Consider the following 25,424-nt stretch of genomic DNA (forward strand, 5'->3'; position numbering starts at 1 on the left):
TGAGCCCGCGGTAGGTTTTGTCCCTCGGCGTGCCGGGTAGATGGGGGCGTGCAAACCTTCCTGCCCTACTCCGGATTCGACGCGTCGGCGCGCGTACTCGACCGACGCCGTCTCGGTAAGCAGCGGGTCGAGACCATCCAGATCCTGCGGGGGCTGACGGTGCCGGGCTACGGTTGGCGCCACCATCCGGCCGTTGCCATGTGGGCGGGATACGAGGAGGCCCTGGTGCGTTACGGGCTCGACATCTGCGCGGTGTGGTGCGAGACGGGTGCCGCCGACACGTGCGCGGTGACCCTTGCCGCCGACCTGAAGCAGGGCACCGGGCTCACCGAGGTGCGAACGCAGCAGGAGTTGGACAGCGCCGCCGAATTGCCGCCCTGGCTGGGCGATTCGGCGTTTCATCGCAGCCACCAGTCCTCGCTGGTGCGTAAGGATCCGGACCACTACCGGGCGCACTTCGGCGACGTGCCCGACGATCTGCCGTACGTGTGGCCCAAGTCAGATCGGGAGCGACGGCGCGGCTGATCTGAGCGACGCTGTTGGTCGTTACCGCGCCACAGTCGATCGTTGCTGCCACTGGTCGAGCATGACGGGGATCTCCTCCAGCAGAAACGTGTAGAAATCGCGCATCTGCGTGAGGCGTCGGCAGGCCGGGCTGCCGTCCTCGGTAGCGGCGATTCCGGCCTCTGCAGCCGCGAGAACCCCCGACAGCACTTCGTTTTGTTTCGTGTATTGCACAGCCCAGGCGTCGTCGCGGAGACGATAGTGATCGCGCCGACTGCCGGGCGCGGGCACACGTTCCACCACGCCCACGCCGGTAAGCATCTTCAAAGCCCCGGAGATGCCGCCCGAACTCGCCTGCAGTTGTTCGGCAAGTTCGCCCATCGTCATCGTGGGTTGCTCGGTGAACACCAGCGCTGCAAGAACCCGCGCGGTCATCCGCTGCATCCCATGAGTGGACAGGACAAGGGCCAGTTCCTCCGCAATGGCGCGAGGGTCGGGCGGATCAGCCACCAAGCCTCCATAAATGTATTCAGTAATTTCTGAAATTTCAGTATAGTACGATTCGGCGCTCCGGGAAGTCTGGTCGGAACCTGGACCCTGCTACCCGGAAGGCATACATGCGATCCGTCCTGTCATCACAACAGGCCAGTCCTACGGCGACCGAGGTGATCAGCGTGCGCGGACTGACCTTCACGTATCCGAAGACCGATATTCCTGCGGTAGGCGGAATGGAGTTCGCCGTCGACCGGGGGGAGATCTTCGGTTTCCTCGGCCCGAGCGGTGCGGGCAAGTCCACGACGCAGAAGCTGCTCATCGGACTTCTCAGCGGTCACGGTGGCGAGGTGTCCGTGTGGGGGAGGGAGCCCGCAGCCTGGGGCGCGACTATTACGAGCGCATCGGAGTGTCGTTCGAGTTGCCGAATCACTATCAGAAGCTCAGCGGACTGGAGAACCTGCGGTTCTTCGCGTCCCTGTACGGAGTCGACACGCTCGATCCGATGCAACTTCTCGACGCGGTCGGGTTGGCCGACGACGCTGACGTTCGAGTCGGCAACTACTCAAAGGGCATGCAGATGCGGCTGACGTTCGCCCGCGCGCTGCTCAACGATCCCGAGTTGCTGTTTCTCGACGAGCCCACATCCGGACTCGACCCCGTCAACGGGCGAAAAGTCAAAGACATCGTGCTCGACCTGAAGGCACGTGGTCGCACCATCTTTCTCACCACGCACGACATGCGCGTGGCCGACGAGCTCTGTGACCGGGTCGCGTTCGTGGTCGACGGTCGCATCGTTGCCATGGACACCCCGACCGAGCTCAAGATCGCCCGCAGCCAGCGTCGTGTGCGCGTCGAGTATCGGGGCGAAGGCGGAACGCTCGAGACAGCAGAATTCGGGATGGACGGCCTGGCTGAGGATTCCGCGTTTCACACCGTATTACGAAACCATCATGTGGAGACCATCCACAGCCGGGGGGCGACACTCGACGACGTGTTCGTCGAAGCCACCGGCAGGCGGCTGACGTGACCCGCCTGGCGAGCGTGTTCCGTTTGGAGTTCACGCTGCAAGTCCGGCAGAAGTTCTTGCACGCGGGGGTGTTCAGCGGCCTCATCTGGCTGGCCGTCTTGCTGCCGTTGCCGCAACGGCTGCGACCGGTGTTCGAGCCCTACATCCTGCTGGGCGACATCGCCATCATCGGATTCTTCTTCATCGGCGGTTCGGTGTTCTTCGAGAAACAGGAGCGGACGGTGGGCGCCATCATCTCCACACCGCTGAGATTCTGGGAGTATCTGACCTCGAAAGTGGCTCTGCTAACCGGTCTTTCGCTGGCGGTGGCGGTGGTGGTGGTTTCGGTGGCGCACGGAGTCGACTATCGCCCGATTCCCCTGATCGTCGGGGTGATCCTGGGCACCGTCCTGATGCTGCTGGTCGGCTTCATCACCTGCCTACCTTTCTCCTCAGTCAGCGACTGGGTGATATTCGGCACGGTTCCGCTGGCCGTGATGATCGGTCTACCGGTGCTGAGCTTCTCTGGGGTGTCGGCGAATCCGGTGCTGTACGCGATTCCCACCCTCGGACCGCTGCTGCTGCTCGGCGACGCATTCGGACAGGTGATCCTTACGCCGTGGCAGGCGGTGTACGCGGTGGGGTACCCGCTGGTGTCCATCGCGGCGATGTGTACGGCAGCGAGGCTCTTCTTCGGCAAGTACGTCGTGGCCAGGTCGGGAACATGACCACCAGGTCTGTGTCGAGACAGGCGGTAGCAGCGTTCGCGCGCAACGACATCCGCGGCACATACCGCGATCCGCTGTTGGTGATGGTGGTCGTCGCGCCGGTGATCTGGACCGTCGGCGTCGCGGTCCTCACCCCGATGTTCACCGAGTTGCTCGCGGACCGCTACGGCTTCGACCTCGTCCCGTACTACCCCTTGGTGCTGACCGCATTTCTGCTGTTGACCAGCGTGATCGTGGCCGGAGGTCTGGCCGCGCTACTGGTGCTCGACGAGGTTGACGCCGGCACCTTGGTCGCGCTTCAGGTGACTCCGGTGCCGTTGTCGACATTCTTCGGCTACCGTGCGGGCACCGTGCTGTTGGTGACGACGCTCTACGTCGTGTCGACGCTGTCGTTCAGCGGCTTGCTCGAGCCAGGCCTTTTGCCCGCCCTGGTGCCAATCGGACTGCTGGCGGGGCTGTCCGCGATCGTCACGACGCTGTTGATCCTTGCGTTGGCGGGCAACAAGATCCAGGGCATCGCAATGGTCCGGGCAGTCGGCATGCTGATCGCCGGCTTGCCATGTCTGCCCTGGTTCATCGACTCGGCGTGGGCTCTGGCGTTCGGCGTGTTGCCGCCGTTCTGGGCGGCCAAGACCTTCTGGTCAGCCAGCGAAGGGTCCCTCTGGTGGCCGTACCTACTCTGCGGCCTCGCCTACAACGCTGCAATCGCCTGGCTGCTCTTCAAGCGCTTTGTCGCCAAGAACACGTAACGGCGCTGGCATCGAAACGCTGAACCAAGCGGTCAGGATGTCAGGTCCCGGCGCCGATACCACGCCATTCCAGCCGCAGCGAGGACAACGGCGATCGTCAACAGCACGCCCAGCGCCGGCCAAGCCGGGGCCACCAGAGGCACCGGGCGCACGTGCGCGAACGGGGACGCCGCTTGTAGCCATCCCGGCGCGGACATGCTTTCGGTGACGACGTCGAGCAGGAAACCACCGACCACCGGAACCGCGCCGATAGCGGTGACCGCCGACGGTGACCACCCGGTCGCGAGCACCGCTGCGCCCAGTGCCAGAGCAGCGATCGGCGCGGTGTTCAGCGCCCCTGCAAGCGCGTCGGAGAAGGCAAGCGGGGCACCCGTCGCGGCGGCCCCGACCGTGATACCGGACGCCGCGGCGACGTGGAGAACAAGGACACCGAACACCACCACCGCGACTTCTGTGCTCAACAGGTGCACACGAGACACGGGCGAGGCGAACAACAGCGTGGAGCGACGCGCCTGCTCGTCGGCCACGAACGCCGCGATTCTGGTGGCTGCGTACATCCCGGTCGCGATGGCGCACAGCGCGAACAGCGCGGCGGCGAACCCCTCTGCCGAGCTCAGACCGGCAAAGCCGGCGGCGGTGGCCAGTTCGGCGAATCGCGGGTTCTGGTCGAAGAATTCGAGAATGGACGCGATCGTTGCGCCGACCACCACGAAATATGTCAGGATCGCGGCGGCCCAGCCCAACGTCGACCGCAGGGAACGCCGGACTGCGAATCCCACTATCGAGCCGAGCAATCTCGTGCGCGGTGCACGGCGGTCCGATACCGTCACGAGCCCGTTGCCCACGTCTCGCGACCGCGCGGCGGCTATCGCCGTCGCGCCCAACACGACGGGGTAGCACGTCAGCACCGCAAGCGGGGCGATTCTGTTGTCCGCGAACGGCGCTATTCGGGCGATGAGACCGAAGGGACTGACCCAAGCCAGTCCGGCCAATGCCGTCGATGCGTCTGAAATCATCCGCACCAGAAGAGCGGCGCCGAGAAACCCCACTGCGGCACCTACGGCCACCGACCTGTTGGGCATCAGCTGGCCGGCCACGAACCCGGCCGCAGCGAAGGTCAGCGTCACACCGAGAAATCCGGCGGCATAGAGGGTTGCGCCGACGGGGCGGACACCCGCGGCGAGCATCGCACCTAAAACACCGACGCTGATCACCACGGCGCTGCCAGCGAGCGTGAGAAAGCAGCTTCGCAGCGCGTCGGAGACGCGAAGAGTGCCGGCCAGCAGCAGGTCCCAGTGGCCGGCGTCCTCTTGGCCACGGGTGATGCGGACAGCGGCGAGCATGATCCACACGCCGGCGACCACCAGCAACGGAGTACCCGTCCGCCAGACAGTAAAGCCGCCCGGGTCGTCGAGTGCCAGCGGCGTACCGAAAAGCACACGGATGGCGGGGTTTTCAGCCAGTACACGGAGAGTTTCTGGGCTCATCTCCGCCTGGAACGTCGAGTTGTACTGTGCGGCGACGAGGAACGACATTCCAGCACACACCGCGAACACGATCACAGTGCCGCGACGAACCTGCCGGACCGCGAGCCTGGTCGTCGCCATCCTCGGCGATGGCCGGGGGGGCGCGGCATGCCTGGTGGCGACTGCTCCCGCGGTCATCGCGACAGCTCGCCGTAGTAGTCGAGGAAGATCTCCTCGAGATTCGGCTCGCGCATCGCGACGCTGGTGATCTCGACCGCAGCCAGGGCGCGCAGAGCGGAGCTCGGCGAGCCGGACATGTTGAACCGCAGCCGCCCGTTTCCAAGTCGCTCTACGTCGGTGACCCCCGCAACATCGGCGAGCTGTGGTTCGGCATGCTGATACGACACCTCCACCACGGTTCGACGCAGTCGTCGAAGGTCGGCGATGGTGTCGATCTCGACGAGCCGCCCGGAGCGCAGGATGGCGACCCGGTCACACACCGCCTCCACCTCGGCGAGCTGATGAGAGCTCAGGAACACTGTCTGGTTCCGCTGTTTGGCCTCGCCGATGCAGCGTCGAAACTCACGTTCCATCAACGGATCCAGGCCGCTGGTCGGTTCGTCGAGAATCAGCAACGGGGCCCGGGTGGCGAATGCCGCGACGATCGCCACCTTCTGCCGGTTACCCGTGGAATAGGCCTTGGCCGGCCGGTCGAGATCCAGCGCGAAGCGTTCGACGAGCTCGGCCCGGTACTCGAGGTCGACCGGTGGCCCCACGTTTGCCACCAACTCCAGGATTTCCGCTCCGGTCAGGAACGGCCAGAGACTGACGTCGGCCGGCACATACGCAAGACATCCATGAGCTCGACGCACATCAGCGGCGTCGATGCCGAGCATGGTGACCCGTCCCGCGTCGGGGCGGATGAGGCCGAGCATCATGCGAATGGTGGTCGACTTTCCGGCCCCGTTCGGGCCGAGGAAGCCGAACACCTCACCCCGCTGCACTGTCAGGTCGAGGCCACTCACCGCGACGATCCTGCCGAAACTTTTGGTCAGGCCGTCGATCTGAACAGCGGGTTGCAATTGCGCACGCGCAGGTGCGGTCGGCAGGTCGTGCATCCGGGTCCCTTTCGTGGGGTCAGCCAATGAACAGCCGACCAGGCTTCCCGGCGCACCTGGCGAGGAATTTACGCGCGAATGAGTCCCGGCGCCAGACATTAGTTCCGGCCGGCCTTGCGCAGTTCGGCGATGTCCGTCGCAGGCGCCTAGGGCCAGGGGAATCGATTGTGTCGACGGCTTTGAGCAAAATGAGGATTCGGCGGTAATTGGTACCTTTTGCCGGTGCTAACCGCTCAGCCGGTACGGCGGGTTGCCCGCCGAGCGGCGCATGGTCAGGCGGAGGTTGCCGCGCGCCCAACGCATCGCGGAGCGCTGGGGCGGGTAGATCTCCGCGGCTAAAGCGGCTTTCCTGCCGCGGTGCAGCATCACCGCTTCGGGGGGGAAGCCGCCGTCACGAACGGGAGCGGGCGGCAAGGCCGCCGAGTCCGCGATCTGCCAACGTGACCCCGCCTCGATGAGTGACTGATGCTTGTTCGGGTAGTAGTCGGCGCGGCCGGACAGGGCCAACCCGCTGGCTCCGGCCGCCGCGGCCAACAGATGCGGGTGAAACCGCGTACTGACCCACATCTGGTCTGCACAGGCGGGTAGGCCGTCGTTCCAGACCGTCGTGAACGGGACGAAGATCGCGCCGGGCAACAGGTGTGCCACTCGGTCGAACACGATGCGGTCCGCGCCGGGAATGCCTTCGATGACCGCGACGTCGTGGCCGTCCACCCCCCAGTTTTTGATGAGCCCGGTGACCGCGCATGCGAGCCCGTCGACGCCCTGGCCGCCTGCGAAATCATCCATGAGATCGGATTGCAGGCAGAACACGATGCGCCGGCGCGCGGCCTCTGACACGGCGTCGTAGACGCCGTCCTCGCCGATGCCCAACCATGCGTCGTCACCGGTCAGCGTGTAGGAACCGTTCGAACCCGCCAGCGAATCGGCTGACAATTCGTCACGAACGTCGAAGATCGTGAACCGGGACTGCAACTCGCGAAGCAGGGTCAGCCGCTCGCTTTCGCCGACCGGCACCAGGCCTTGGCCGGTGGCCAGCGCCCGTCCTCCGGAACGGTCGGCCGCCGCGGCGGCCGCGGCCAACAGCGCGACGTGATGCGGCCACACCGTGTTGATATAGCCGCCGCCGACAAGGTGCACGGTGTGGGCGCGGGCGAGTAGCTCGATACCCGAGACGATCCGCGGCATCCGGCCCGGGTTCCTGATGACGTCCTGCGCTACGGCAGCGGCTTCGGCAGGAGCAAGGTGCGCGGTCTCGAAGCAGATCCGCCATATCGTGTCGACGAACGTCATCCGCGGATGACTGCCCTGGAGCAGAACGGCGGCCTGGCCGGGTGTGTGACAGTCGATCACGACATCGGCATGCGGCCGAACGACGGCAAGGTGGCGCAGCCACGCGCGGAGGATGAACTCATCGCCGTAGTTCGGATTGCCGCCCGGCGCAACGAGATAGATCAGTTCTTGTCGATTCTGCGCACGCGTCGCCATCACACCTGCCTGCAGCCTGGCTGGGCGCACCGACGACCTCTTCAGTCGAAAACATCATGAATCGAGTGACATCTCGCGTATGCCTGACACATCGATGCCGACCAGACTTCCCGGCACGCCGCCACAGATGTTAGCTGATTGCATTCAAGCCCACTTGCACAATGAGCGCCCCAGCCAATGCAATAAGGTTGAGGCAGGTGTGCCGGGAAGTCTGGTCGGCGGGAATTCATCGACCCCACAAACGTTTAGGTACCCCGTGACCCGCAACCCCTTCCGCGCAAACGCCGACCGGGCGCTGTTCACGCGCGGTTCGTGGTCGGAAGCCAGCCGGATCGCGTCGATCCTCCGCAAGGAGACGGTCGGCGGGGCGATCCTGTTGGTCGCGGCCGCGGTGGCCCTCGTGTGGGCAAACTCGCCGTGGTCGGAGAGCTACTTCGCGCTGCGGGATTTCAAGATCGGTGGCGAACCGTTCGGCCTGCACCTGACCCTGACGCTGGGCACCTGGGCGGCCGACGGGTTGCTGGCGCTGTTCTTCTTCGTGGTCGGCTTGGAGCTCAAACGTGAGTTCGTGGCCGGCGACCTGCGCGACCCCGCCCGCGCAGCGTTGCCGATCGCCGCCGCCGTCGGCGGCATGGTGGCGCCGGCGTTGATCTTCGTCGCGGTGACCGCCCACGTCGGCGACGGCGCCACCCGGGGATGGGCGATCCCGACCGCAACCGACATCGCGTTCGCGGTCGCGGTGCTGGCGGTCATCTCGACGCATCTGCCGGCGGCGCTGCGCACGTTCCTGTTGACCCTCGCGGTCGTCGACGACCTGCTCGCGGTGTCGGTGATCGCCGTGTTCTACACCGAGGACATCGACTGGGCGGCGCTGTTGGCGGCCCTGGTGCCGCTGGCGTTGTTCGCGGTGTGCGTGCAGCGCCGCATCCGGTCGTGGTGGCTGCTGGTGCCGCTCGCGTTGGCGACGTGGGTGCTGATGCACGAGTCGGGCGTGCACGCCACGGTGGCCGGCGTGCTGCTGGGCTTCACGGTGCCGGTGATGCGTTCGGCGGCCGCTGGAGGCCCGCACGCCGGGCCCGGTCTCGCCGAGCACTTTGAGCACCGCCTGCGCCCGCTGTCGGCGGGGTTCGCGGTGCCGGTGTTCGCGTTCTTCGCCGCCGGGGTGTACATCGGGGGTGTCGAGGGCTTTACCCGGGCCCTGGGGGATCCGATCACGCTCGGCATCGTGCTGGGTCTGGTGGTCGGCAAACCTGTCGGCATCTTCTTGACGACGCGGGTGCTGGCCTCGCTCACCAGGGCCAACCTTGACGAGGCGATCCGGTGGATCGACGTGATCGGCATCGCGATGCTGGCCGGCATCGGGTTCACCGTGTCGCTGCTCATCGGGGATCTCGCCTACGGCCTGGGCTCCGAGCGTGATGAATTCGTCAAAATCGGTGTCCTGACCGGATCGGTGTGCGCGGCGCTGCTGGCAGCGGTTCTGCTGCGGCTGCGCAACCGCCATTACCGGGCGGTGCACGAACAGGAGACCGCCGACGCCGACCACGACGGTGTGCCCGACATCTACCAAGCTCGACAGGACTGACCCCGAGCCCTCTGCGTACACTGGCGGAATGCTTGAACAGATCCGCGGTCCCGCTGATCTGCAGCACCTTTCGCAGGCGCAGCTAAGCGCTCTAGCGCAGGAAATCCGCGATTTCCTGATCCACAAGGTGGCTGCAACGGGTGGACATCTCGGCCCCAATCTCGGCGTGGTGGAGCTCACCCTCGCCCTGCATCGGGTGTTCGATTCGCCCCACGACCCCATCGTCTTCGACACCGGCCATCAGTCCTATGTGCACAAGATGCTCACCGGACGCAGCCAAGACTTCGAGACGCTGCGCAAGAAGGGCGGGCTGTCGGGTTATCCCTCCCGCGCCGAAAGCGAGCACGACTGGGTCGAGTCCAGCCACGCCAGCGCGGCGCTGTCCTACGCCGACGGGTTGGCCAAGGCGTTCGAGCTCTCCGGCCACCGCAACCGGCACGTCGTCGCCGTCGTCGGCGACGGCGCGCTGACCGGCGGCATGTGCTGGGAGGCGCTGAACAACATCGCCGCGGCACGACGCCCGATCGTGATCGTCGTCAACGACAACGGCCGCAGTTACGCCCCGACCATCGGCGGCTTCGCCGAACACCTGGCCCGCCTGCGCCTGCAGCCCGGCTACGAACGGATGCTCGAGGAGGGCCGCAACGCGGTGCGCCGGGTGCCGATCATCGGCGAGCTGTGTTACCAGGGCATGCACAGCATCAAGGCGGGCATCAAGGACGCCCTGTCACCCCAGGAGATGTTCACCGACCTGGGACTCAAGTACGTCGGCCCGATCGACGGCCACGACGAGAACGCGGTGGAACGCGCGCTGCGCAGCGCGCGGGGCTTCAGCGCTCCGGTGGTCGTACACGTGGTCACCCGCAAGGGCATGGGATATGCGCCCGCGGAGAACGACGAGGCCGAGCAGATGCACGCCTGCGGCGTCATCGATCCCGAGACCGGGCTGGCGACGTCGGTGTCGGGGCCGGGGTGGACGTCGGTGTTCTCGGAGGCCCTCATCGGGTACGCCAGCCGGCGCCGCGACATCGTGGCGATCACCGCCGCGATGCCGGGACCCACCGGGCTGACGCCGTTCCGGCAGCGCTTCCCCGACCGGTTCTTCGACGTCGGCATCGCCGAACAGCACGCGATGACCTCGGCCGCCGGTCTGGCGATGGGCGGTATGCACCCGGTGGTGGCGATCTACTCGACGTTCCTCAACCGCGCGTTCGACCAGCTCATGATGGACGTGGCGCTGCACCAGCTTCCGGTGACCATGGTGCTGGACCGCTCCGGGGTCACCGGAGCCGACGGCGCCAGCCACAACGGCATGTGGGATCTGTCGATGCTGGGCATCGTGCCGGGCATCCGGGTCGCCGCGCCGCGCGACGGCACCCGGCTGCGCGAAGAGCTGGGCGAGGCGCTGGAGGTCAACGACGGCCCCACCGCCATCCGCTTCCCCAAAGGTGATGTGGGCGAGGACATTCCGGCGCTCAAGCGGCGTGACGGCGTGGACATTCTCGCGGTGCCCGCCGACGGGCTGGCCGAGGATGTGCTGCTGGTGGCCGTCGGCCCGTTCGCGGCGATGGCGTTGAAGGTCGCCGAGCTGCTGCGTAACCAGGGCATCGGCGTGACGGTGGTGGACCCGCGCTGGGTGCTGCCGGTTCCCGCCGTCGTCGCCGAGTTGGCCGCCGCGCACAAGCTGGTGGTCACCGTCGAGGACAACGGCGTGCGGGGCGGAATCGGTTCGGCGGTCTCGGCGGCGCTACGCCACGCCGAGGTCGACGTGCCCTGCCGCGACGTCGGCTTGCCGCAGGAGTTCTTCGAGCAGGCGTCGCGCGGCGAGGTGCTCGCCGACGTCGGGTTGACCGACCGCAACATCGCCAGGCAGATCACCGGCTGGGTGGCCGCCCAGGGCGCCGCCGTGGCCGAGCACGAAGTCAGCGAACAGAACTAGCCCCTTTCACCTTTTGCGCGAGCGTGCGTGTATGAGGGCGCCACGCCGCGCACCGAGCCGATTTCTCGCACGCTCGTGAGCTGGTCGAGCGGCGGTCAGCCCATTGGGTCAGAAGCGGTACCGCAGAATCCAGACGCCGCGACGGGCCTGGGCGCGCCAGCGCGCGAAGAGCCGGCCGAGCACGCGGGTAGGCCATGCAAGCTGGTCCACTTCGGGAGCCTGGGCCCCGAACAGTTCTTCGACATACGTCAGCGCCGGATTGAGCTGCTCGAGCGTTCGCGGATCGTCAAATCCCCAGCCCCGGTAGCTCTTCGATACGCCGACTGACCGCAGAATTTTCATCGACCCCATCAAGCGGGCGGTGATACGGGCATAGGCCACGACCGCCAACTCGCCGCCGGCGGTGAAGTGGTCGGTGATCGCGCGCAAGATCGTCCGGTTCTCGGCCTCGGTAAGAAAACCGACGACGCCGTCGGCGACGACTATCGCCGGCCGGTCTCGCGGGATGCTGGTCAACCAGTTTGGGTCGGTGAGCGAGCCCGCAACCAGGTGTGCGTGCTCCAGTTCCGGGATCACCTCGCGACGTAGTTGGATGACCCTGTCGAAGTCGACGTCGTACCAGTCGACGGTGGCAGGCGGGTCGATGCGGTGCATGCGGGTCTCCAGCCCGCAACCCAGCTCCACGACCACCGCGTGTGGGTGCGCGGCGATGAACTCCGCGACGAGCCGGTCGAGCATCTTGCTGCGGAGCGCGCTCGCCAGCTGCACGGTGCCAGCGGGTTTGACGATCTCGGCACTGGGCCCCAGCCGGTCAAGCACCTTGTCCACCAGTCGATCTCCAAGGATGGGCCTTTCGGCGCGGGCGTCGTGCGCGCGGGCGGTGAGGGTGACGAGCAGTGTCTTCTCGATCGGGGTGAGGTCGTCGATTGTCGGTGCCATCGAGCTTCTTCGTCGGTTACGGGGAGTCGGTCAACGCTTCGGCCAGCACCGGGACGACGAGGTGACGCTGCCATGGGCGGGCCTGCGCGTCGCGCAGGAACGCGTCGACGACGGCGGCGGTGTCGTCGAGGTTCTCGGGCGGCTGCCAGTCCCAGCACAGCCGGCGCACCACGTCCGGGGTGAGCAGGTTCTCGGCCGGCACCGACAACCGTTGCGACAGTTCGTTCAGTCCCGCGCGCACGGCTACCAGCCGGGCCGCGGCCTCGGGCTTGCGCCGTGACCACCGCGACGCCGGCGGCGGCCCGTTCGACGGCTCGTGGGGGTCCGGCGGCTCCTGGGTGGTGCGTGCGCGGGCCAACGCGTCCAGCCAGACCTGCGCGCTGCGGCGCTGCCGTGAGCCACCGAAAATCGGCAGAGCGGTGAGCTTTTCGACGGTGTCGGGGTTGGCGGTGGCGGCGTTGATGATGGCGGAGTCGGGCAGGATGCGGCCGGGTGCGATGTCGCGGCGCTGGGCGATGCGGTCGCGGGTGATCCACATCTCGCGCACGGCGGCCAGCGCACGTGGGTCGCGCACCTTGTGGATGCCCGATGTCCGACGCCAGCGGTCACGCCGTGTCGGGGCGGCCTCGTACTTGCGGAGATGCTCGAATTCCTCTGCGGCCCAGTCACTTTTGTGCTGCTCGTCGAGCAGGGCGGCGATGGCGTAACGCAAGTCGAGCAACACCTCGACGTCCAGCGCGGCGTAGTTGAGCCACTCGGGCGGCAGCGGCCGCTTCGACCAGTCCGCCGCGCCGTGCCCCTTCATCAACTGCACCTTGAGCAGGCGCTGCACCATCGCGGCGAGGTTCACCTTGTCGAAACCGGCCAGCCGGCCGGCCAACTCGGTGTCATACAGCGCCGGGGGTTTCATGCCGATCTCGGCCAGGCACGGCAGGTCCTGATCGGCGGCGTGCAACACCCACTCGTCGGTGGCGAGCACCTCGGCGACCGGCGCCAGCGTGCTCACCGGGTCACCGCCATGGTTGACCGGGTCGATGAGCACGGTGCCGGCCCCGGCGCGACGGATCTGCACCAGGTAGGCCCGGTTGGAATACCGGAAACCCGACGCACGCTCGGCATCGACCGCGAACGGTCCGGTGCCGGAGTCCAGAAGCTCTGCTGCCCTGGTGATTTCGCCGCGGCTGATGGCCAGCTTCGGGACACCGTCGCGCGGTTCCAGCAGCGGTGTTGCCTCTGGTTCCTGCTCCGGGTCTGTGTCTTGCGGCTCGGTCATCGTCACGCGCGGGTGCGTGAGTTCAGGTCGGTCACCCCCGCCGGCGGTAGGCCCGCGGCGTGCTCGAGCACCTCACAGAACGCCTCGACGTGTGACCGCAGATCCAGGGTGGTCGCGGTCCACGACGCCCGCAACTCGAGTTGATGCGCGCGCGGCGGCCCGGAGATGTCGCCGTAGCGCACCGACGTGGTCGCGGTGACCGTGCCGCCCAGCGCGGTGACGTGCTCCTCACGCGCCGACAACGCGTCGAGAAGCCAACTCCACGCCACCTCGGGCAGCAGCGGGTCCACCGCCTCGCTGGGGTCCAGATCGGCCTGGATGTAGGCGACCAGCCGCATCGTGCCGTCCCAGGCGTCGGCGCCCTCGGGATCGTGCAGCAGGATCAGCCGGCCGAACGCATCGCCCTCGGAGCGCTCCGGAACGATCGCGGTCTCGGGATGGCGGACCTCCGCGCCCAGCGCATAGCTGAACGGCGCCAGCCGTTGCGGCGGGCGGATCGGGCCCAGCTCGATTTCCGAGCGGACGGTGGTGGCATTCATCGCCGCCACCGCTTCACGGAACTGGGCCGGTTCGGCGGTGGTCACTTTCTCGACGCTAGCCCATTCGGCCAGCTCTGTGCGCAGGCGCGCCGATCTTGACCAGCAGTGACGGCAGGGTAAGTGCACACGCGACGGTGCGACGGCCCGAACGCGCTGGTCAGGCCGCCGCACCGGGTGGCGTCGGAGGTCAGTTCGACGGCGGCATCAGCACCGTGTCGATCATGTACACCTGCGCATTTGCCGTGTCGACGCCCCCGCAGACCACGCCGGCGTCGTTGACCCGCAGATCGTTGCCGGAGCCGGTCACGGTCAACTCCGCACCCTGGACGGTGGCGTGGGGGCCGAGCACCTGGTCAGGGGCCGCCTGACCAGGCACCACGTGGTAGGTGAGGATGCTCGTCAGCAAATTGGCGTCGGTCTTGAGCGTTTCCACCGTCTCGGGCGGCAGCTTGGCGAACGCTGCGTCGGTGGGGGCGAAGACCGTGAACTCCGCGCTGTTGAGCGTGTCCACCAGGTTCACGTCGGGGTTGAGCTGCCCGGACACCGCCTGGGTGAGCGTCTTGAGCATCGGGTTGTTCGACGCCGCGACCGTCACCGGGTCCATTGCCATGCCGTCGACCGAACCGGGTCCGCTGGGCACCTGCTCGGCGTAGGCCGCGCAGTCGGGTCCGACCAGGTTGGCCGCCGGTGTGGCCTGAATGGTGGTGGCGACCGACGTCGCCCGTGGGGTGGCGGCCGGCGACATCGTCTCCGAGGCGGTGCTGCTGTTGTCCGAACACCCGGACAGGGCCAGAACCGCGGCCACCGACAAACCCGCGATGGCGCCGGTGCCGTAGTGAACAGTGCGCATGGCATATCTCCCTATGTGTAGGACGGCCTGACGGTCGTCGCTGAACTCGATCACCAGGGATTCGGAGCGGTATCGCCTCCGGATGGGATGGTGGCCAAAATTTTTCAGGTGACCGTGAAGACGATCGAGTGCCAGCCGGTGGCGCCGTCGGGGGTCGGCCCGGGCGTGATGACCCCGAGGCGGTCTTGGGCCTGCAGGTTGCCCAGGGCGTCGACGGCTCGGCACGTCACGGTGTGCTGACCGGGCGCCAACGCCTTGGTGAGCCGAAACATCCGCCACGTGTTCGGGTTGACCGCGACGCCCAATTGGGCGGGCTCCCAGTCTCCGTCGTCGACGCGGACCTCGACCCGCACGATCCCGCGGCCCTGCGCCCACGCCGTGCCCGCCACGGTGACGTCGGCCCCGGGCACCTTCTGGAACGCGCCGGGGGCGTCGATGCGCGACGACAGCTTGATCGGTGCGACGCCGGGTGGCTGGCCGTCCCAGCCCCGTTCGACCCAGTAGGGCCGGACGTCGTAGGTCGCGAGCTCGAGTTCGGTGACCCACTTGGTCGCCGAAACGTAGCCGTAGAGTCCGGGGACCACGGTGCGCATCGGAAAGCCGTGTTCGGGCAGCAGCGGTTCGCGGTTCATGCCGATGACCAACAGTGCGCCGTCGGCGTCGCGGATCGCCTGCACCGGGGTGCCGATGGTGAACCCGTCGACCGAATGCCCGACCAGCTGGGTCGCGCCCGGTTGCACACCGGCCCGGTCGAGCAACGTAATCAGTGGCACGCCAATGAAATTCGCTGTCGAGACGTAGGGGCCGCCGACCGGGTTGGACACGCACGTCATCGTGATCGTCTTCTCGACCAGCGGCATGTTCCGGATCTCGTTGAAGGTCAACGTCATCGGCTTCTCGACCATCCCGGTGATGCGCAGCACCGCGTCCTCGGCGCGCAGCCGCGGCACGGTCAGGTTGATGTCGATGCGGTAGAAGTCGGCGATCGGTGTGAGAAAGCGCGGGGCGCCCAGTTCGGGGAAGGCCGCGCCGGCGGGGATCGGCGGGGCGGGCACGGCGGGCACCAGGGCCCCGATCGCGCGGCGCGACGCCTCCACGTCGCGTTGTCCGGCGAGGGTGAACCCGCCCAGCCCGGCGGCCGCGACGCCTGCCGTCGTGCCCAGCGCGCCGACGAGAAACCGGCGTCGCTGAAACGGTCGGCCGCCGGGTTCGTCGGACACCTCGGGGGAGCGCGCCCACGCCACCAGCCACCACAGCACCGCGACACCGGCGAGCAGCGCCGCGCCGGGCGCCAACAACCCGACCCGTCGACTCGACTGTTCGTATACCGCCGCGACGCCGACCGCGCCGAGCACGGCCACTGCGGCCACCCCGAGCCACGGCGCCCGCCGCGCGATCAGCCCGATCCCGGCGCCCACCAGGGTGAGCACGACCGCCATCCCGACCAGCAGCGCGGCCTTGTCGTTGGTCCCGAACCGCTCGATCGCGAAGTCCTTGACCGCTGCGGGCGTGCGGTCGATGACCGCGTTGCCCACCGCGAGAAACGGTGAGGCGTCCGGGGTCGACAGCAGGCCGGCCACCAGGTGTCCGGCCGATAGCGCGGCGCCGACCGCCAAGATTCCGCAGGCGGCGGCGGCGATCCGATGTTTCGACATGACGGGTATTCGTCGCCTGCGCCGGTTTGGATGGCGTCGGACCCACCCGCGCCGGGTGTGGCTCCGAATAACAGGTGTGGGGTTGATGCCGGTGGATAAGCTGACCGCCGTGGCGGCTGACCTCGGCGAACTGCTGCGCCAGGTGGCGCGGCAGGACGTCGACGCGTTCGCGGCCTTCTACGACCTGACGCGGGCCAGGGTGTTCGGCCTCGTCACCCGGGTGCTGCGCGACCCCGGGTACAGCGAGGAGACCTTGCAGGAGATCTATCTGCAGGTGTGGCGCAGCGCCGAGAGCTACGACCCGACCGCTGGCTCCCCGCTGGCCTGGCTGATGACGCTGGCGCACCGCCGCGCCGTCGACCGGGTGCGCTCCGAACAGGCCGGTACCCAACGCGAAACGCGTTACGGCGTGGCCAATGTCGAGGTGCCCGCGGATTCCGTTGCCGATTCCGTCATTTCGAGCGACGAACGGCGTCAGGTCGCCGACTGCCTCGGCTCGCTGACCGATGCGCAACGCGAGTGCATTCAGCTCGCCTACTACGACGGGCTGACCTACGCTCAAGTGTCCGAACAACTGTCGGCGAATCTCGCGACGATCAAATCGCGGATGCGGGACGCCATCCGCGGCCTTCGCAAGTGCCTGGGGATCGCATGACCGAACCAATCGATACCGACCTGATCGCGCTGGCGACGCCCTACGCGTTGCACGCGCTGTCCGACGCCGAAACCGCCGACGTCGAGCGCCGCGTCGCGGCCGCCCCGACCGAGGTGGCCAACGCGTTCGCCGACGAGGTCCGTGCGGTACGCGAGACCATGGCGGTGATGTCGGCGGCCACCGCCGTCGACCCGCCGGATCACCTGCGCGAGCGGGTCCTCGCCGACGTCGCCGCCGAACCGCCACGGCTGCGACCCCGCAGGCGGCGTTGGCAGACCGCGGTGTTGGGCGCCGCGGCGGCGGTGGTGATCGGGCTCGGCGCGCTGGGCGTGGGCCTGGCGTTGCGGCCGGCCTCGACGCCGTCGACCGTCGAGCAGGTGTTCGCCGCCCCCGACGTGCGCACGGTGTCGGGGCCGATCCCCACCGGCGGCACGGCGACCGTGGTGTTTTCCCGGGAACGCAACGCAGGCGTGTTGGTGATGAACAACGTCGCACCGCCGGAGCCGGACACCGTCTACCAGATGTGGCTGATCGACGACGAAGGCCCGCATCCGGCCGGCACCATGGACACCGTGGCGCCGTCGACCACGGCGCTGCTGCCCGACCTCGGTGCCTCCGAGGCGCTGGCCTTCACCGTGGAACCGCCCGGCGGTTCGGAGCAACCGACCACACCGGCGTTCGCCGAGTTACCGCTGACCTAGGGTCTGCGGCGTCGAGCGATTGGGGTCCTGCTGAGGGCTCTGGCAGCATTGGGGGCGATGACTACCCGTCGTGAGCTGCCCGAGTCGCCGTATCTGGCTGCCGTGTCCGGCCGCAAACCGAACCGCGTGCCCGTGTGGTTCATGAGGCAGGCCGGGCGTTCGCTGCCCGAGTACCGGGCGTTGCGCGCGAAGAACACGATGATGCAGGCCTGCTTCGACACCGAGCTGATCACCGAGATCACGCTGCAGCCGGTGCGCAGGCACGGCGTGGACGCCGCGATCCTGTTCTCCGACATCGTGGTGCCGCTGCGCGCGTCGGGCATCGCGCTGGACATCGTGCCCGACGTCGGCCCGGTGATCGATCACCCGATCCGCACCATCGCCGACGTCAAGGCGATGAAACCGCTTGAGCCGCAACAGGTCACGGCGGTTACCGATGCCGTGCAGCTGCTGGTCAAGGAGCTGGGCGAGGTGGCGCTGATCGGGTTCGCCGGCGCGCCGTTCACGTTGGCGTCCTACCTGATCGAGGGCGGGCCCAGCCGCCAGCACGAGCACACCAAGGCGATGATGTTCGGCGAAACCGACACCTGGCACGCCCTGATGGAGACGTTGACCGACCTGACCATCGCGTTCCTGCAGGCGCAGGTCGGCGCCGGGGTGGACGCCATCCAGGTGTTCGACTCGTGGGCCGGCACCCTGTCGCTGGCCGACTACCGCAACTATGTGCTGCCGCACAGCACCCGGGTGTTCACCACGCTGGCCGACGCCGGCGTGCCGATGACGCACTTCGGGGTGGGCACCGCAGAACTGCTGGGCGCCATGTCGGAGGCCGTCTCGCACGGCGGGCCCGCCGTCGTCGGCGTCGACTGGCGCACCTCGCTGACCGACGCCGCCGCCCGGGTGAAGCCGGGCACGGCGCTTCAAGGCAACCTCGACCCGGTGGTGATGCTGACCGGCTGGCCCGTGGTGGAACGGGCCGTGCGCGCCGTCGTCGAGGACGGCCGCCGCGCGATCGACGCCGGCGCCGCCGGGCACGTGTTCAACCTGGGCCACGGCGTGCTGCCCGCCACCGACCCGGGGGTGATCACCGACGTGGTGGAGTTGGTACACACCCTGTGAGCCGTTCGTATTGCGTTGTCGGCGGCGGAATTTCGGGTCTGGTCGCCGCGTACCGGCTGCGGGTGGCGGCCGGACCGGACGCGTCGATAACGCTGTTCGACCCCGCCGACCGACTCGGCGGGGCGCTGCGCACCGAACGGATCGGCGGGCAGCCGATGGACGTCGGCGCGGAAGCATTCGTGACCCGGCGACCGGAGGTGCCCGCGCTGCTGGCCGAGCTGGGGCTGGCCGGCCGCCAGGTCGGCACCACCGGGGTGCGGCCGCTGATCTACAGCCAGGCCCGCCTGCACCCATTGCCGACCAACACCCTGCAGGGCGTGCCCACCGACCCGTCGACCATGCGGGGTCTCGTGGACGACGCCACCGTCGCGCGCATCGCCGAGGAACGCGCCCGCCCGCTGCGCTGGCGACCCGGGGCCGATCCTTCGGTCGCCGAACTGGTCGGCGACCGGTTCGGTGAGCAGGTGGTGGCCCGCTCCGTGGACCCGCTGCTGGCCGGGGTGTATGCCGGGTCGGCGGCCACCATCGGGGTGCGTTCGGCGCTTCCGGCGCTGGCTGCGCAGTTGGACCGGGGTGCGCGCAGCCTGACCGACGCCGCCCGCGACGCGCTGGCGGCGTCGACGGTTCCGCGTGACGCGCCGATCTTCGGTGCGGTGGACGGCGGCTATGCGGCGCTGGTCGACGAGCTCATCCGCCGTGCAGGCGCGCACTGGCTGCAGGTGGGCGTCGTAGCGGTGCAGCAATCACCGCAAGGCTGGGATGTGGTCGACGACGAAGGGGTTCGCCACCACGCCGACGCAGCGGTGCTGGCCGTCCCGGCGCCGCAGTTGGCGCGGCTGGTCGCCGAGGCCGCGCCGCGTACGGCGGCCGCGGCCAGACGCATCGCGGTGGCGTCGACGGCCCTGGTGGCGCTGGCGCTGCCGGGCGGTACGCCGCTGCCGCAGCACTCCGGGGTCCTGGTGGCCAGCGGGGAGCGGTTGCGCGCCAAGGCGATCACGTTGACCACCCGCAAATGGGGCCCACGCGGAAACGTCGAGCTGGTGCGGTTCTCCTACGGCCGGTTCGGCGACGATCTGGCCCGCAACGTCGGCGACGAGGAACTGCTGTCGTGGTCGGCGCTTGACCTGCACGCGGTGTTCGGCATCCACGCCGAGCCGGTGGATCACCATGTGCAGCGGTGGATCGACGCGATGCCGCAGTACGGGCCGGGCCACGCCGAGCTGATCGCCGACCTGCGGGCGGGCCTGCCGCCCGGGTTGGCGGTGGCGGGCGGCTATCTGGACGGTATCGGGGTGCCGGCCTGTGTGGCGTCGGCCACTCGGGCGGCGGGGTCACTGGTGAGCGCCCGCGTGGCACGATAGAGCCATGGCCAAGCTCGATTACGACGCGCTCAACTCCGCCCTCCGCTACCTGATGTTCTCGGTGTACTCCGTGCAACCGGGGACCCTCGGGGAGGACCGAGCGGGCGTTATCGACGAGCTCTCGACGTTCCTCAAACAGCAGGAGGAACGCGGTGTGGTGGTGCGCGGCATCTACGACGTCGCCGGCATGCGCGCCGACGCCGACTTCATGTTCTGGACGCACGCCGACAACGTCGAGGCGCTGCAGGCCACCTACGCGGACTTCCGCCGCACCACCGCGTTGGGGCGGGCCAGCACGCCGTTTTGGAGCAACGTCGCGCTGCACCGCCCGGCGGAGTTCAACAAGAGCCACATTCCGGCGTTTCTGGCGGGGGAGGAGCCGGGCAACTACATCTGCGTGTACCCGTTCGTCCGGTCCTACGACTGGTATCTGCTGCCCGACGAGGAGCGCCGCCGGATGCTCTCCGAGCACGGGATGGCCGCGCGCGGCTACAAGGATGTGCGGGCCAACACGGTGCCGGCGTTCGCGTTGGGCGACTACGAGTGGATCCTGGCGTTCGAGGCGCCGGAGTTGCACCGCATCGTCGATTTGATGCGCGATCTGCGCGCCACCGACGCGCGGTTGCACGTGCGCGAGGAGACGCCGTTCTTCACCGGCCCGCGGGTGAGCCCCGAGCAGTTGGTCACCGCGCTGCCGTAGGTCTATGTCGCCGAGCCTGCGCACAGATCGCGATCTGCGCCGAAAACGCGATCTCACCGCAGTTTCGCCGTCATCATGTGTGGATGATGACGAGGGCATGGGTGGGCGCGACGTTGTTGGTGGCCGCGTTCGCGACGGCGCCGACCGGGCTTGCGCAGGGCGACAACGGCGAACAATGCCCTGCGCGTGACGGGTACAGCATCGTCATCCACGCCGGCGACATCGACTGCGTCACGGCCGCCGATTTCGCCGTGCAGTACGACGTCAACGGCGACAAGTACCAATCGATCGGCCCGTTCACCTGCTACTCGGCGACCGCGGCAACGGCCCCGCTGCTGTTTCAGTGCGTCGCCGACACCGAGGACCGGGCCGAGTTCGCGGTCTATCCCGCGTAGTTCGCGTCAGGCTTTCGGGACCAGCCGCAGCGAGATCGAGTTGATGCAGTAACGCTGGTCGGTCGGCGTCGGATAACCCTCGCCCTCGAAAACGTGGCCGAGGTGGCTGTGGCAGTTGGCGCAGAGCACCTCGACGCGGCGCATACCCAGCGAATCGTCGGGGCGCAGGATCACCGCGTCGGAGTCGGCGGGATCGAAGAACGACGGCCATCCGCAGTGCGATTCGAACTTCTCGGTGCTGCGGAACAGTTCGACGCCGCAGGCCCGGCACTGGTAGACGCCTTCGGTCTTGGTGTCGGTGTACTCGCCGGTGAACGGGCGCTCGGTGCCGGCCTGGCGGAGGACGTGGAACTCTTCCGGTGAGAGCTTCTGGCGCCACTCGTCGTCGGTGAGCTGCAGCTTGGGAGCTGGTGTGGTCATAGCTCCAGGCTAGCGACTCTCGGCGCGATGATGGCGACCGATTAGGCGCGCGCAGGCTCCGCTCGGACCTCTTTCATCCACAGCGGATCGATACCGTCGTCGAGCCGATCCTCGGCCTTGGCGTCCAGATAGCGGAAGTAGAGCACCGAGAACACCACGATCACCACCAGCGACCAGCCGTAGGTGATTTTCAGGTACTCCAGTGCCCGCCCGGTCGTCGGCCAGTGGCCCAACAGCCAGCGGTCCATCGTCATGAAGCCGTAGATGCCCAGCCAGGCAGGCCAGTTGCGCAGCACCGAGTTCGGCAGCACCACCGTCATCAGGAACGGGAACAGCATCATCGAGTAGTAGCCCTGGCCCAGCGACAGCACCAGCCACGACGTAATGAGCAGCACGCCAGAGGATGTCAGCATCCAGAACAGCGGGTCGCGGGTGCGGTAGTAGCGATACAGCAGCCACAGGCTGGCCGCGCCCAACACCACAAACGCGATACGCAACACCATGATCAGCCACATCGGCAGGCCGTAGTACACGCCGTTGCCCAGGATCGAGCTGTTGAAGTAGTCGCGGGTCGACAGGATGTAGGGCAGCGTGCGGGTGACGAAGCTCATCGGGTCGCTGATCAACGGCCACGCCGCGATGTTGAACACCAACGGCACCGCGAACGCCGTCACCAACGACCGCCACTGACGGTTGAGCAGCGGCAGCAACAACAGCGGCGCCAGCAACGGTTTGACCACCAGCGTCAACCCGATCGCGACACCGGCCCACCACTCATGGCTTCGCCTACCGTCGAGCAGCCAGGTGAAGAACAACACCTCCAGCAGCAGCAGAACACCGTTGATGTTGCCGAAAACCAAGGTGTTGGTGACGCTTTCGGTGCAGAACATCGCCAGCAGCAGCGCGGGCGCGGCCACCGAGGCCAACGTGAACTTGAACAGCCGCAGCAGGAAGTAGGCGGCCAGCACGATCGCCAGCGTGTTGAAGAAGATGAACCAGTACCGCGACGCCTCGACCGGCAGGTAGCCGAACGGCGCCATGATCAGCGTGCCGCCCGGCGGGTACAGGTAGTGCGGGTCGACGTGGTCGAACTGGGCGTTGTAGATGTCCTGGCCCATCTTGAAGGCCACCATGGCGCGGTACACCGGACCGAAGTCGTCGGTGATGTAGCCGTTGGTGGCCAACACGTAGCTGCGGTGGATGACCGCCATGATCGCTATCGGCCACAGGATCGACCGCAACACCGTGGCCGTGCTCGGCGGGGAGGTGCGGGGTCGGAAGGCGGTCAGGACAAGATCGCGCACGTGCGCACGGTACACCGACAGCATCCGCGCAAGCGGTCAGGCCGGGCAGAACGTGTCGGTCTCGGGCAGTTCGCCGGTGTCGAGGTAGCCGATCACCGGCGGCAGCGCACACGGTGTGTAGATCGACGCGCCGTGCCCGATGCCGTGCCACATCACCCGCCGGTTGGGGGAGCCGGCGTTGATCACCGTGGCCGCCACGGCCGCGACGCCCTCGTTGCCGACGATCGGGTCGTTCTGGGTGCCGAGCAGCAGCACGGGCAGCTTGAGGTTCTGGGGCTCGTTCGGGGTCGAACCGCTCGGCCAGGACAGGCACTGCACCAGGGCAAGCGCGCCCACCCGGCCGAACTGCGGGTACAGCTTGTCCCACTCGACGACCAGTTCACGCACGCGGTCGGGCGTGGGCCGGCTCAGCGAATCGCTGCAGTCGTTGACGAACTGCCCGTCGGTGTCGCGCATCGACTCGGCCCGGGTGATCAGGCTCGACATCGGCCCGAAGTCCCCGGCGCGGGCCGCGGCCACCGCCGTGGCCAACGTGTTGCCGGCGGCCACCCGGTCGCCGCGCGGGTAGCCCAGCGCGGTCGAGATCGCGTTGGTCACGGCCGCCACCGACGCTCCGGCAGGTCCGCGTCCCTGCCGCGCGTCTGCCAGCAGCGCGTCGACGGCGGCCTTCGGGTTGGGGCCCAGCGGGCAGTTGGCGGCCGCGCATTGCGCCGCCCACGCGTCGAGCGCGGCCTGCTCACCCTTGACGCGCTGCTCCATCGCTGCTTCTGCGGCGATACCGAGCGGCAGGGGTGAGTCGAGCACGAGCCGGCCGACCTTGTTGGGATGGCTTCCGGCATACGCCAACGCCACCTGGGCGCCGTTGCCGATGCCCAGCAGCGCCAGCGTCGGCACGTCCCAGGTGCTGCGTAACCGCTCGAGGTCTTCGGCGGCATGCGCATTGGAGTAGGCCGAGTCGCCGGGTGCGATGGTGTCGGTGCAGTTGGTGGTGGCCGTCTGGGTGATCTCGCGCAGGTTGGCGACCGGATCGTCGCCGGGCTCGAACTGGGCCTGATCGGCCATCTGTTGGCGGTCGTAGAGGTCGCGGCACTCCAGCGCGCCCGACATCCCCATGCCGCGTCGGTCGACGGCCACGATCGGGTGGCTCTTGAGCAGATCGCTTCCCGCCCGCGACAGCCACACCGGCAGTTGTTGCGACGTCGGCAGATTCGAGCCGGTCGTCATCACCAGCGGGCCGGCGTCCTCGGGGGTGTCCGCGCCGGTGGCCCGCACCACCCCGACGCTCAGCGTGCCCGCTGCCCCGTTGATCGGGTCGAGGTCGGCGTCGTAGCTGGCGCAATCCAGCGTGACGCCCGGGACGGCCGGGACGCCGGCGTCGTTGAACACCCGCGACGTGCACTCGCGCCAGGCCAACTCGTTTTTCGGTGCCGCGATCGGCGGCGGGCCCTGTCGCGCCTGGGTGGTCTCGGGCTGGCCCTGCGGACCGGCGCCGGAATCGGTGGCAAAACGCGGGTTGGCGGCCAGTCCGGGGGCACAACCGGCGATGACCGCGGCGACGGTTGCCAGGCTCAGGGTCCCGACCAGCTGTTTACGCCGATGCATGCCGACCACAGTACTGACGGGTCGCCTCAATCTGCCCGCACGTAGCGCGTGTAGAGGTAGCCGTCGTCGTCGCTGAGCAGGTGCGCGGGACGCATCCGGGTGTGCACCTCGCCGGGTCCGGAGGCGATGCGCGGCGCCAGCCCACCGAGCAGCAGCGGCGCCACCGTCAGGCACAGCTCGTCGAGTTGGTCGTTCTCGATGAACATGCCCAGCACCTGCGGCCCGCCTTCGCTGAGCACCCGGTACAGCCCCCGCTCGGCAAGGATCTTCAGCAGCATCGTGGCGTCGACGCGGTCGGCTTGGCTGCCCGAGGCGTCGACGACGTCGGCGACGCCGTTGAGCCTGTCGTGGGTCTCGCCGAAGGAGTCGGTGCAGGTGAGGATCACCGGTCGGGTTTCGGTGTGGGTGAAGAAGCGGGCATCGGGGTCGAGGTTCCCGGATTGGGTGACGACGGCGATCGGGGGCACCTCGGCCTGGCCGCGGCGCTGACGGGCGCTGCGGTGCGCGACGGGCACCTGCGCGCCGGAGTAGTTTTCGACGCGCACCGTGGCCGCGCCGACGACGATGACGTCGGCCGCGTAGCGCATCAGCCGGAACAGCGCCCGGTCGCCGGCCTCGGCCATCCCGCCGGCCTTGCCGTCGGCGGTGGCGCCGCCGTCGACGCTGGCGATCATGTTGGCGCGCACCCAGGGGCGCTGCAGGCCGTCGGGGTAGGCGTAGAACTCGGATACGCGGCCGTCATCGACGCTGTCGGTGGGTCCGAGGACGCTGAATTGCATCCCGGCGGCGGTATCGGACATGAACACGATCGAAGCACGCCGATAGGGTGCCTG

Annotated in this window: 24 protein-coding genes and 1 pseudogene; 12 read left to right on the top strand and 13 right to left on the bottom strand. The window is 68.1% G+C overall.

Features of this window, described 5'->3' with window-relative positions:
- The first annotated feature begins 48 nt into the window (after window positions 1–48).
- Window positions 49–525: an MSMEG_6728 family protein gene (locus ABQE93_RS20645; RefSeq protein ID WP_448410113.1), complete on the top strand. Its 477-nt coding sequence runs from the start codon at window positions 49–51 to the stop codon at window positions 523–525.
- Window positions 526–546: 21 nt separating this feature from the next.
- On the opposite strand, the gene ABQE93_RS20650 is transcribed toward ABQE93_RS20645, so the two are convergent.
- Window positions 547–948: a GbsR/MarR family transcriptional regulator gene (locus ABQE93_RS20650; protein ID WP_448410409.1), complete on the bottom strand. Its 402-nt coding sequence runs from the start codon at window positions 946–948 to the stop codon at window positions 547–549.
- A 173-nt stretch (window positions 949–1,121) separates the two neighbouring features.
- On the opposite strand from ABQE93_RS20650, the pseudogene ABQE93_RS20655 reads away from it, so the two are divergent.
- The 3 genes and pseudogenes from ABQE93_RS20655 to ABQE93_RS20665 all read left to right on the top strand — a co-directional run bounded on the left by ABQE93_RS20655 (window position 1,122) and on the right by ABQE93_RS20665 (window position 3,482).
- Window positions 1,122–2,026 (top strand): annotated as a pseudogene (locus tag ABQE93_RS20655) (ABC transporter ATP-binding protein).
- Complete coding sequence (locus ABQE93_RS20660; RefSeq protein ID WP_448410115.1) at window positions 2,023–2,733, top strand: fluoroquinolone export ABC transporter permease subunit; 711 nt, start codon at window positions 2,023–2,025, stop codon at window positions 2,731–2,733. Before ABQE93_RS20655 ends, ABQE93_RS20660 begins: the two are co-directional and overlap by 4 nt.
- On the top strand, window positions 2,730–3,482 hold the full coding sequence (locus tag ABQE93_RS20665) for an Rv2686c family ABC transporter permease subunit (protein ID WP_448410116.1): 753 nt from the start codon (window positions 2,730–2,732) through the stop codon (window positions 3,480–3,482). Before ABQE93_RS20660 ends, ABQE93_RS20665 begins: the two co-directional genes overlap by 4 nt.
- Before the next feature lie 32 nt (window positions 3,483–3,514).
- Here the strand turns inward: ABQE93_RS20665 and ABQE93_RS20670 are convergent, their stop codons facing one another.
- The 3 genes from ABQE93_RS20670 to ABQE93_RS20680 all read right to left on the bottom strand — a co-directional run bounded on the left by ABQE93_RS20670 (window position 3,515) and on the right by ABQE93_RS20680 (window position 7,584).
- Complete coding sequence (locus ABQE93_RS20670; protein ID WP_448410118.1) at window positions 3,515–5,089, bottom strand: efflux permease Rv1217c-related protein; 1,575 nt, start codon at window positions 5,087–5,089, stop codon at window positions 3,515–3,517.
- Window positions 5,090–5,142: 53 nt separating this feature from the next.
- On the bottom strand, window positions 5,143–6,066 hold the full coding sequence (locus tag ABQE93_RS20675; protein WP_448410119.1) for an ABC transporter ATP-binding protein: 924 nt from the start codon (window positions 6,064–6,066) through the stop codon (window positions 5,143–5,145).
- A gap of 225 nt (window positions 6,067–6,291) precedes the next feature.
- Window positions 6,292–7,584 (bottom strand): polysaccharide pyruvyl transferase family protein, encoded by a 1,293-nt coding sequence (locus ABQE93_RS20680; protein WP_448410121.1) that lies wholly within the window; start codon window positions 7,582–7,584, stop codon window positions 6,292–6,294.
- A 226-nt stretch (window positions 7,585–7,810) separates the two neighbouring features.
- On the opposite strand from ABQE93_RS20680, the gene nhaA reads away from it, so the two are divergent.
- A complete protein-coding gene (nhaA, locus tag ABQE93_RS20685; protein ID WP_448410123.1) occupies window positions 7,811–9,139 on the top strand; it encodes a Na+/H+ antiporter NhaA in 1,329 nt (442 codons plus the stop codon).
- Between the two features lie 28 nt (window positions 9,140–9,167).
- On the top strand, window positions 9,168–11,078 hold the full coding sequence (gene dxs, locus ABQE93_RS20690; protein WP_448410124.1) for a 1-deoxy-D-xylulose-5-phosphate synthase: 1,911 nt from the start codon (window positions 9,168–9,170) through the stop codon (window positions 11,076–11,078).
- A 108-nt stretch (window positions 11,079–11,186) separates the two neighbouring features.
- Here the strand turns inward: dxs and ABQE93_RS20695 are convergent, their stop codons facing one another.
- The 5 genes from ABQE93_RS20695 to ABQE93_RS20715 form a co-directional block, all read right to left on the bottom strand.
- On the bottom strand, window positions 11,187–12,017 hold the full coding sequence (locus ABQE93_RS20695) for a class I SAM-dependent methyltransferase (protein ID WP_448410125.1): 831 nt from the start codon (window positions 12,015–12,017) through the stop codon (window positions 11,187–11,189).
- Between the two features lie 16 nt (window positions 12,018–12,033).
- Window positions 12,034–13,290 (bottom strand): HRDC domain-containing protein, encoded by a 1,257-nt coding sequence (locus tag ABQE93_RS20700; RefSeq protein ID WP_448410411.1) that lies wholly within the window; start codon window positions 13,288–13,290, stop codon window positions 12,034–12,036.
- Between the two features lie 2 nt (window positions 13,291–13,292).
- Complete coding sequence (locus tag ABQE93_RS20705; protein WP_448410413.1) at window positions 13,293–13,829, bottom strand: DUF3000 domain-containing protein; 537 nt, start codon at window positions 13,827–13,829, stop codon at window positions 13,293–13,295.
- A gap of 187 nt (window positions 13,830–14,016) precedes the next feature.
- Entirely contained in the window at window positions 14,017–14,679 is a 663-nt protein-coding gene (locus ABQE93_RS20710; RefSeq protein ID WP_448410126.1) for a fasciclin domain-containing protein, read from the bottom strand.
- 104 nt (window positions 14,680–14,783) lie between these two features.
- A complete protein-coding gene (locus tag ABQE93_RS20715; RefSeq protein ID WP_448410127.1) occupies window positions 14,784–16,334 on the bottom strand; it encodes a molybdopterin-dependent oxidoreductase in 1,551 nt (516 codons plus the stop codon).
- An 85-nt stretch (window positions 16,335–16,419) separates the two neighbouring features.
- Between ABQE93_RS20715 and ABQE93_RS20720 the strand changes: the two genes are divergently transcribed.
- The 6 genes from ABQE93_RS20720 (at window position 16,420) to ABQE93_RS20745 (ending at window position 21,265) form a co-directional block, all read left to right on the top strand.
- On the top strand, window positions 16,420–16,989 hold the full coding sequence (locus ABQE93_RS20720; protein WP_448410129.1) for a sigma-70 family RNA polymerase sigma factor: 570 nt from the start codon (window positions 16,420–16,422) through the stop codon (window positions 16,987–16,989).
- Window positions 16,986–17,690 (top strand): anti-sigma factor, encoded by a 705-nt coding sequence (locus ABQE93_RS20725; protein ID WP_448410131.1) that lies wholly within the window; start codon window positions 16,986–16,988, stop codon window positions 17,688–17,690. Before ABQE93_RS20720 ends, ABQE93_RS20725 begins: the two co-directional genes overlap by 4 nt.
- Window positions 17,691–17,747: 57 nt before the next feature.
- Entirely contained in the window at window positions 17,748–18,809 is a 1,062-nt protein-coding gene (gene hemE / locus ABQE93_RS20730) for a uroporphyrinogen decarboxylase (RefSeq protein WP_448410132.1), read from the top strand.
- A complete protein-coding gene (locus ABQE93_RS20735; protein ID WP_448410134.1) occupies window positions 18,806–20,170 on the top strand; it encodes a protoporphyrinogen oxidase in 1,365 nt (454 codons plus the stop codon). Before hemE ends, ABQE93_RS20735 begins: the two co-directional genes overlap by 4 nt.
- A gap of 4 nt (window positions 20,171–20,174) precedes the next feature.
- Complete coding sequence (gene hemQ, locus ABQE93_RS20740; protein WP_448410135.1) at window positions 20,175–20,870, top strand: hydrogen peroxide-dependent heme synthase; 696 nt, start codon at window positions 20,175–20,177, stop codon at window positions 20,868–20,870.
- Between the two features lie 86 nt (window positions 20,871–20,956).
- A complete protein-coding gene (locus ABQE93_RS20745; protein ID WP_448410136.1) occupies window positions 20,957–21,265 on the top strand; it encodes a hypothetical protein in 309 nt (102 codons plus the stop codon).
- Between the two features lie 6 nt (window positions 21,266–21,271).
- Here the strand turns inward: ABQE93_RS20745 and msrB are convergent, their stop codons facing one another.
- Genes msrB through ABQE93_RS20765 form a run of 4 tightly spaced genes read right to left on the bottom strand, consistent with a single transcriptional unit; the run spans window position 21,272 to window position 25,391 of the window.
- Window positions 21,272–21,685, bottom strand: a complete 414-nt coding sequence (gene msrB / locus ABQE93_RS20750) for a peptide-methionine (R)-S-oxide reductase MsrB (RefSeq protein ID WP_448391135.1) — start codon at window positions 21,683–21,685, stop codon at window positions 21,272–21,274.
- Between the two features lie 41 nt (window positions 21,686–21,726).
- Window positions 21,727–23,013, bottom strand: coding sequence for an arabinofuranan 3-O-arabinosyltransferase (gene aftC / locus ABQE93_RS20755; protein ID WP_448410137.1), 1,287 nt, complete (start codon window positions 23,011–23,013; stop codon window positions 21,727–21,729).
- A gap of 12 nt (window positions 23,014–23,025) precedes the next feature.
- Window positions 23,026–24,591 (bottom strand): alpha/beta hydrolase, encoded by a 1,566-nt coding sequence (locus tag ABQE93_RS20760; RefSeq protein WP_448410139.1) that lies wholly within the window; start codon window positions 24,589–24,591, stop codon window positions 23,026–23,028.
- Window positions 24,592–24,617: 26 nt separating this feature from the next.
- The gene (locus tag ABQE93_RS20765; protein ID WP_448410140.1) at window positions 24,618–25,391 is read right to left on the bottom strand and encodes a pyrimidine reductase family protein; all 774 of its coding nucleotides are present in this window, start codon (window positions 25,389–25,391) and stop codon (window positions 24,618–24,620) included.
- Window positions 25,392–25,424 lie beyond the last annotated feature (33 nt).

It is taken from the genome of Mycolicibacterium sp. XJ662 (assembly GCF_053484035.1).

Coding starts and splice junctions, on each gene's coding strand:
- ABQE93_RS20695 (WP_448410125.1), bottom strand. CDS start 12,017: ATGGCACCGACAATCGACGACCTCACCCCGATCGAGAAGACACTGCTC.
- ABQE93_RS20675 (WP_448410119.1), bottom strand. CDS start 6,066: ATGCACGACCTGCCGACCGCACCTGCGCGTGCGCAATTGCAACCCGCT.
- ABQE93_RS20760 (WP_448410139.1), bottom strand. CDS start 24,591: ATGCATCGGCGTAAACAGCTGGTCGGGACCCTGAGCCTGGCAACCGTC.
- dxs (WP_448410124.1), top strand. CDS start 9,168: ATGCTTGAACAGATCCGCGGTCCCGCTGATCTGCAGCACCTTTCGCAG.
- ABQE93_RS20650 (WP_448410409.1), bottom strand. CDS start 948: ATGCAGCGGATGACCGCGCGGGTTCTTGCAGCGCTGGTGTTCACCGAG.
- ABQE93_RS20665 (WP_448410116.1), top strand. CDS start 2,730: ATGACCACCAGGTCTGTGTCGAGACAGGCGGTAGCAGCGTTCGCGCGC.
- ABQE93_RS20715 (WP_448410127.1), bottom strand. CDS start 16,334: ATGTCGAAACATCGGATCGCCGCCGCCGCCTGCGGAATCTTGGCGGTC.
- ABQE93_RS20720 (WP_448410129.1), top strand. CDS start 16,420: ATGCCGGTGGATAAGCTGACCGCCGTGGCGGCTGACCTCGGCGAACTG.
- aftC (WP_448410137.1), bottom strand. CDS start 23,013: ATGCTGTCGGTGTACCGTGCGCACGTGCGCGATCTTGTCCTGACCGCC.
- ABQE93_RS20705 (WP_448410413.1), bottom strand. CDS start 13,829: ATGAATGCCACCACCGTCCGCTCGGAAATCGAGCTGGGCCCGATCCGC.
- hemQ (WP_448410135.1), top strand. CDS start 20,175: ATGGCCAAGCTCGATTACGACGCGCTCAACTCCGCCCTCCGCTACCTG.
- ABQE93_RS20725 (WP_448410131.1), top strand. CDS start 16,986: ATGACCGAACCAATCGATACCGACCTGATCGCGCTGGCGACGCCCTAC.
- ABQE93_RS20700 (WP_448410411.1), bottom strand. CDS start 13,290: ATGACCGAGCCGCAAGACACAGACCCGGAGCAGGAACCAGAGGCAACA.
- hemE (WP_448410132.1), top strand. CDS start 17,748: ATGACTACCCGTCGTGAGCTGCCCGAGTCGCCGTATCTGGCTGCCGTG.
- ABQE93_RS20765 (WP_448410140.1), bottom strand. CDS start 25,391: ATGTCCGATACCGCCGCCGGGATGCAATTCAGCGTCCTCGGACCCACC.
- ABQE93_RS20745 (WP_448410136.1), top strand. CDS start 20,957: ATGACGAGGGCATGGGTGGGCGCGACGTTGTTGGTGGCCGCGTTCGCG.
- msrB (WP_448391135.1), bottom strand. CDS start 21,685: ATGACCACACCAGCTCCCAAGCTGCAGCTCACCGACGACGAGTGGCGC.
- ABQE93_RS20670 (WP_448410118.1), bottom strand. CDS start 5,089: ATGGCGACGACCAGGCTCGCGGTCCGGCAGGTTCGTCGCGGCACTGTG.
- ABQE93_RS20710 (WP_448410126.1), bottom strand. CDS start 14,679: ATGCGCACTGTTCACTACGGCACCGGCGCCATCGCGGGTTTGTCGGTG.